The sequence below is a fragment of the Planktothrix sp. FACHB-1355 genome (assembly GCF_014748295.1).
Classification (GTDB): domain Bacteria; phylum Cyanobacteriota; class Cyanobacteriia; order Cyanobacteriales; family Aerosakkonemataceae; genus Aerosakkonema; species Aerosakkonema funiforme_A.
The window spans coordinates 1-5,808 of record NZ_JACJUP010000346.1 but is presented as its reverse complement, the minus strand read 5'-3'; the positions used below and the strand labels follow the sequence as shown (position 1 = coordinate 5,808).

General features: G+C 44.1%; 7 protein-coding genes and 1 pseudogene. 4 read left to right on the top strand and 4 right to left on the bottom strand.

What is annotated here, in order from left to right:
* The first annotated feature begins 270 nt into the window (after positions 1–270).
* Both H6S82_RS15510 and H6S82_RS33015 read left to right on the top strand, forming a co-directional pair.
* The gene (locus H6S82_RS15510; RefSeq protein WP_322112037.1) at positions 271–1,110 is read left to right on the top strand and encodes an MltA domain-containing protein; all 840 of its coding nucleotides are present in this window, start codon (positions 271–273) and stop codon (positions 1,108–1,110) included.
* Between the two features lie 487 nt (positions 1,111–1,597).
* On the top strand, positions 1,598–1,768 hold the full coding sequence (locus tag H6S82_RS33015; protein ID WP_190475829.1) for a hypothetical protein: 171 nt from the start codon (positions 1,598–1,600) through the stop codon (positions 1,766–1,768).
* Positions 1,769–1,880: 112 nt separating this feature from the next.
* Here the strand turns inward: H6S82_RS33015 and H6S82_RS15505 are convergent, their stop codons facing one another.
* Positions 1,881–2,258 (bottom strand): hypothetical protein, encoded by a 378-nt coding sequence (locus H6S82_RS15505; protein ID WP_190475827.1) that lies wholly within the window; start codon positions 2,256–2,258, stop codon positions 1,881–1,883.
* Positions 2,259–3,152: 894 nt separating this feature from the next.
* Positions 3,153–3,383, bottom strand: a complete 231-nt coding sequence (locus tag H6S82_RS15500; RefSeq protein ID WP_190475823.1) for an EF-hand domain-containing protein — start codon at positions 3,381–3,383, stop codon at positions 3,153–3,155.
* 389 nt (positions 3,384–3,772) lie between these two features.
* Here H6S82_RS15500 and H6S82_RS15495 point away from each other — a divergent pair, with 389 nt between their 5' ends.
* Positions 3,773–4,516, top strand: coding sequence for an SDR family oxidoreductase (locus tag H6S82_RS15495; RefSeq protein WP_190475822.1), 744 nt, complete (start codon positions 3,773–3,775; stop codon positions 4,514–4,516).
* Positions 4,517–4,683: 167 nt separating this feature from the next.
* On the opposite strand, the gene H6S82_RS15490 is transcribed toward H6S82_RS15495, so the two are convergent.
* Positions 4,684–4,824, bottom strand: coding sequence for a hypothetical protein (locus H6S82_RS15490; protein ID WP_190475820.1), 141 nt, complete (start codon positions 4,822–4,824; stop codon positions 4,684–4,686).
* 134 nt (positions 4,825–4,958) lie between these two features.
* Here H6S82_RS15490 and H6S82_RS15485 point away from each other — a divergent pair, with 134 nt between their 5' ends.
* Entirely contained in the window at positions 4,959–5,582 is a 624-nt protein-coding gene (locus H6S82_RS15485) for a hypothetical protein (protein ID WP_190475817.1), read from the top strand.
* Here H6S82_RS15485 and H6S82_RS33600 read toward each other — a convergent pair.
* A pseudogene (locus H6S82_RS33600) lies at positions 5,524–5,707 on the bottom strand (hypothetical protein); the annotation flags it as partial. The gene H6S82_RS15485 and the pseudogene H6S82_RS33600 sit on opposite strands and share 59 nt — an antisense overlap.
* Positions 5,708–5,808: the final 101 nt, after the last annotated feature.

Sequence of the window (5,808 nt, the reverse complement as noted above, 5' to 3'; positions counted from 1 at the left end):
CACGATATGCCTACGGCACGCTGTGCGAAGGCACTCCTGCAAGTGCCTTAACAAAAGTTCATACAGTGTCGATTACTTTTGTCCGACTACTTAATATTATGGGATGGGGACATCTTCGTCAGTAGCGCGATCGTTAATTATGGGGAAGATTTGAAGTTCTTCCATAACTATCACAGTCTGCCGAGCGCACGATTACCGTTTGTAGAGTCTATTGACCTGATAGTAGACACTTATACAGCCTATTTTCAACACTCGATCGCTCTTTCGTAAATGAATTGGAAACTTGTTTTTATCACCCTCAGTTTGGGGTCGATTCTAATCACTCTTTCAGGCTGCATACAACCCTTTAGGAATAAAGCGGTCGAGCGAGTCCAACAGAAACAGCCAGAATATTCGGCTATCCCCGAATATGATATGCCCATTTTTGAGTTACCAGCGCCATCCGGCGTACCGCTCTTACCCGTCCCAGAGTCGGCTTTTCAGGTTTGTTGTCATTCAGGCATCTGGGGTTTGGATGAACAGATTTGGGGTGAAAATGGTGAGCAAAAAGACAAGCAAGCACTACTAAGTGCGATCAATAAAAGTTTGCGTTACCTGGAAACTCCTACTGCGGCTACTGCTTACCGACGCTATAGAGTTACAAAAATTACACGCTCTCGCGTCAAAAACAGTCTCAAGCGATTCCGAGAATTAGTGCTAAAGTCTAATTCGCCTCAAGAACTTCAGGCAGCTGTGAAACGGGAATTTGTGTTTTATCAGTCTGTCGGTAAAGACGGTTTTGGCAGTGTTTTGTTTACTGCGTACTATGAGCCAGTTTATACTGCCAGTCGTTATCCTACCTCAGAGTATCGCTATCCCATCTATCGCCGACCGCCAAATTTGGCATCTTGGCCTAAACCCCATCCTACTCGACTGGAGTTGGAGGGTGCGGATGGCTTGCAAGGGTCGAAAGGGAAACTGCGGGGATTAGAATTATTTTGGTTGCGCGATCGCATGGAAGCATTTGTCGCTCAAATCGAAGGTTCAGCCAGACTTGTGCTAACTGATGGTACCCAAACAACAGTGGGATATATTTTAGTATCTTTGAGCGAGTGTTATTCGGCTGAATAGCGAAATCACCTTGTAAATAGAGTGGCGAACCGAGCGCAACCTTGACAGTAAACAGGCAATATGTTAATCAAGTCAAAAACCATTGTAACCTATCTGGTTTGAACGGATAACTTTTATTATTACCAATTTATTTATGGATATATGTAATAACAGATGACAAGACAAATATAAAATATTCCGGAGTAATCTTTAAATTTCTAGTACTTACTACTATTACCTAAATATTATAAATATTAACTTGAGCTAATAGTTATCCGGCCTTAGAGCTGGTTTCGGGATGATGATGGACAGTGGTATCTATTCTATGCCCGCGATTTTCTAGATACCGGAGACGGCGTTCGGGCTGACACCGTTCTCATGGTTGCGCGTTTGGAAAGCGTGACCGAGCTGGTAGACGAAGATCGCGTTGTTTTACGTGTTTGCGTATGTTTTGTAGCAAAAATATCTTCAGTCGGGAATTCTGTATGAGAAACTACATTTCTTTTTTATGCAGCAATTTATATCTTGCACGATAAACCAACGTTCGTTGATACAGATCGTCGTGCGATCGATCTCCTACTTCCGCCCACAATTAAAAGCGATCGCGATTCTCCTCGTTCTAATCGGCGTATCAGGCGGACAGCGACAACGTTTAGCGATCGCGCGTGCAATATTATGACAACTTCAGATCGATTTGGTAGCACGGCTTGCTGATTATCTACACCAATGCGATCGCTTTTACTATCACTGCTTTTGTGAATTTAACGGTTTAATTGAGGTGCGATCGCGGTTTAAAAGCGAATCTGGCTGATATGAATCACGCCGTACCGATCGTCACCACAGGCATCGGTGGAAAGCCACTGTTGGCTATTGTCATAGAATCGATAGACGTTTATCTGACGACGAGTGGTAATCCTACAGACAATATTACCGTTTGGTCGATCGCGAACGTTAGATGGGGGAGCGAACACGGTTGCCTTTCGAGCACCAGTAGCGTGGTAAGTAGAATCGGCGTTCGATGCACTGGCTGGTGATGGGCGATCGAATGAGAGGCTTCGATCGCTGAGTGATTGAGTCTTGTAATCCTGATGCCGTCGCGCCTGAACGGGTAGTGCAATGGTAGAACCTGCAAGTAGCATTGCCGTCACCAATGAAGTCAAAATCTTCATAATTAAGTGTATTTATTGAAGTGCAGCCTGGAGGCGGGTAAAGCAAAGATTAGCCATCCATTATCTTCTATATTTTCATTTTTCTGCCTGTAATTCCTAATTCTAAGGGCAGAAATCAAACACCCAACATCTTCTCTAAAATGATTTGGGCTCTAATCTGTCAATTGAATGATGAGAAAATGTCTAAGTATATATATTTATCTCCTGGAATATTAAATCTAATTGTAGTCTTAAGCGACCAAGTACGCGAGGGTACGCCCAATCTCTTCAGCACCGAGCAAGTGATACAGATAGTAGCGCTCGCTTGTGAAAAACCAGTGGAGTCAGAACGTCCAGTCAGTCATTGGACACCAGGAGAGCTACCACTCTTATGCGATCAAACGTTCAATTGTAGAAAATATTTCACCTCGCAGCGTCGGGCGTTTTTTAAAAAGAGGCAACTTTACAACCCCATCGTCATCGTTATTGGTTAAATAGCAATCCAGATGACCCGGAAGAATTTAGACAACAAGTAGCCAAAATTTGTCAACTGCATCAACAAGCATTAGAATTATTTAACCAAGGAATTCATCTGATTAGTACAGATGAAATGACTGGAATTCAAGCATTATAAAGGCTTCATCCGATGAGTCGGATGAAGTTTAAACAGGTGAAAAAGGTAGAATTCGAGTACATTAGGCATGGAACTCAAACATTAATTGGTAATTGGCATATTGCTCTCATGTCAAATCCTCAGTCCTTACTTTGGCCAAACCTTTTGTCTGGCAATTCCAGGGCTACCCACAGCCCACTTGAACTGGTGGATTATTTCTGCCCCGCTGCACTAGATATGATTGGCTCAATGCCCATTTCACCAAATCTGCGTCAGAACCTATTTAGTGTGTGACGCGACAGCTAGGTTAAATTATTTGCTTTCTTAACTACTTCCTTTAACTCTTCAAAGGTGATACTACCGTCTTTATCTCCATACCTAGCTAGCAATTCCTGGGGACTACTCATACCTGTTTCAGCCGAGATGATTGCAGTTAAACCAGGGCTTAAAAAAAGCTCATGAATGGAGACTTTGCCGTCTCGATCTCTATCTAAGGTATTAAAAAGAGATTGAAGTTCTTGCTCAGTTGCCATAAGTTTCTATCTGAATTAATTGTTCAATTTAATAGCTTTTCATTAAATAAACTTATATCTTTAGACGTAGAAACGGGTATCGCTGGGGGCTTAGATTTTTCTCTTGTTTACGCTCCCTTTTTCTCCTATACATGACATCTGCTGTTTTTTTGGCTTTTTTTGGGAACTTTGTCCCAATTCTGGCCTAATCCTACTTTTTCTTTACTCATTTAACGGCAGAGCAACGCTTTCCAGCCAGAAAATTATTAAGTTATTTTGCCATCTTTGTGAAGATATTTGCGATTTAATGGATAGTATGTTGGCGGGTAGTCCTCACACGCTTTGGGTAGCAACCAAAGTATTACCAACCGTTGAACCGGAAACCAACGTTCTGACATCAAGCATTGAATATGAATCACACACTTAAGAACAAACGCGCACTCATCACGGGTGGCAGTCGCGGTATTGGGGCAGCGATCGTTAAGCGTTTAGCCAGTGAAGGCGCTGATGTTGCTTTCACCTATAGCAGTTCACCCGCTCGAGCCAATGAAGTTGCACAGGCAGCACAGGCGTTAGGTGTCCGGGCTGTCGCCATCCAAGCTGACAGTGCTGATGCTAGTGCGGTAGTCGCTGCGGTTGAGCAAACGGTGGATCGATTAGGCGGCATTGATATTCTGGTTAATAGTGCTGGTGTGCTGGCAATCGCTTCGCTAAATGATTTCAAACTGGAGGACTTCGATCGCACCCTTGCCGTTAATGTGCGTGCTGTCTTTGTCGCAACGCAAGCCGCAGCCAAGCATATGCAAGCAGGTGGACGCATCATTAACATTGGCAGCACCAACGCCGAACGGATGCCCTTTCCAGGAGGTGGTGTATATGCGATGAGCAAATCCGCTTTACAAGGTTTGGTACAAGGGCTATCCCGGGATCTCGGACCGCAAGGCATTACGATCAATAACGTGCAGCCAGGACCGATCGCGACGGAAATGAATCCTCCAACTGGGGAATTTGCTGAAATGCTTACGAAGCACATCGCAGTCGCCCGCTATGGCACTGTTGAAGAGGTTGCGGGCATGGTCGCTTATCTAGCGAGTCCTGAAGCAGGTTACATTACAGGCGCAAACTTGATGATTGATGGAGGCTTCAGCGCCTAACTATCGATGATTTTAGATATCGTATTCACCCTACGCGATCGCGACAGTATGCGCTTGCCAATTCTCAAAAGTATTACCAGAGAACTTAGAAGAATAATCAAGTTCGTTGTGTAGATACGCTTTCATACGCCTATTGCACTAACTGTCGCTTGTTCGTTCATCATTTTCTATTCTCCATCCATGTGTGAATGAACAGAATGCGGTTCAGTCCCACAGAAAACTTTATCTATATTACTTTGGCTCTCCATACCGATCGCACCAGATCGCCGCTTTTTCCGGCTAGGATTAATTTGTTGGTTAATCCTCATATCAAAATTTGTACTTTAATCTGTTAAGAAAGCAATTCTCAATGGCTTAATTTCTTACCCGCGCCTGCTTTAGAGCCTTGACAGTCGAGGTTATGAAAATTCGTTATTCGACATTCAACTATTAAAAAACCACAATGGCAGCCAGAAAATCACCCAAGCCGAAACCAAACGAGATCGCATCTGTACCTACTAAGCCAACTATCATCGCGCTCAAGTCACAGAAGTCTACTCAAACGCCGCCAGCACCGGAGTCTTTGCAACAGGATGTGGAGCCACCCGCACCAGTGGCGGCACCCACATCAGTTGAGGCATCCGCATCAGTTGAGCCACTCACACCAGTTGAACCATCTGGAGCGCAATCAAAGCCAACGAAATTACCACCACCGATCAAACGAGCTAAAACACCTCTGCCAGATATTACTCAGGAGCTAGAAGCTACACCGACTCCAGCCGAACCTTCACTAGAAGGGGATGCCTCTTCAGTGCCAAACAATGCCCTTTTTCAAGTGATTGGTATTATCGTGGGTGATGTTCGCTTTGATGAAAACGAACTAGCGTCGATTTCAATCGAGCAAAAGCTGTACTCTCTGTTCTACGCCCCTAGACACAAAAAGTCTTATGAGGGACTTAAAAAACAAATCGAGCGCACAGGTAATCACAGACAACGGTTGCTTGTTTATCCCAGAGTGACCCATTTCCCTAAGCGAGAGCAAAATCATCGAATTGGTTTTCAGCTAGTTGCTTTTGAAGGGTATTAAAAGAACGAATCAAGCGATCGAGACAACCGCGTTCTTCATCACTGATGGATTCGTCGAGGATTGCAGCCATCATTCCATAACGGTCAGCTTTGGTGAGGCGATGAGGTATCGGTAAAGGTAGCCATTAAGTAGTCGGACAAAAGTAATCGACACTGTATGAACTTTTGTTAAGGCACTTGCAGGAGTGCGATCGCTACCCACGGATAGTACAAATGTATTGTAAAAA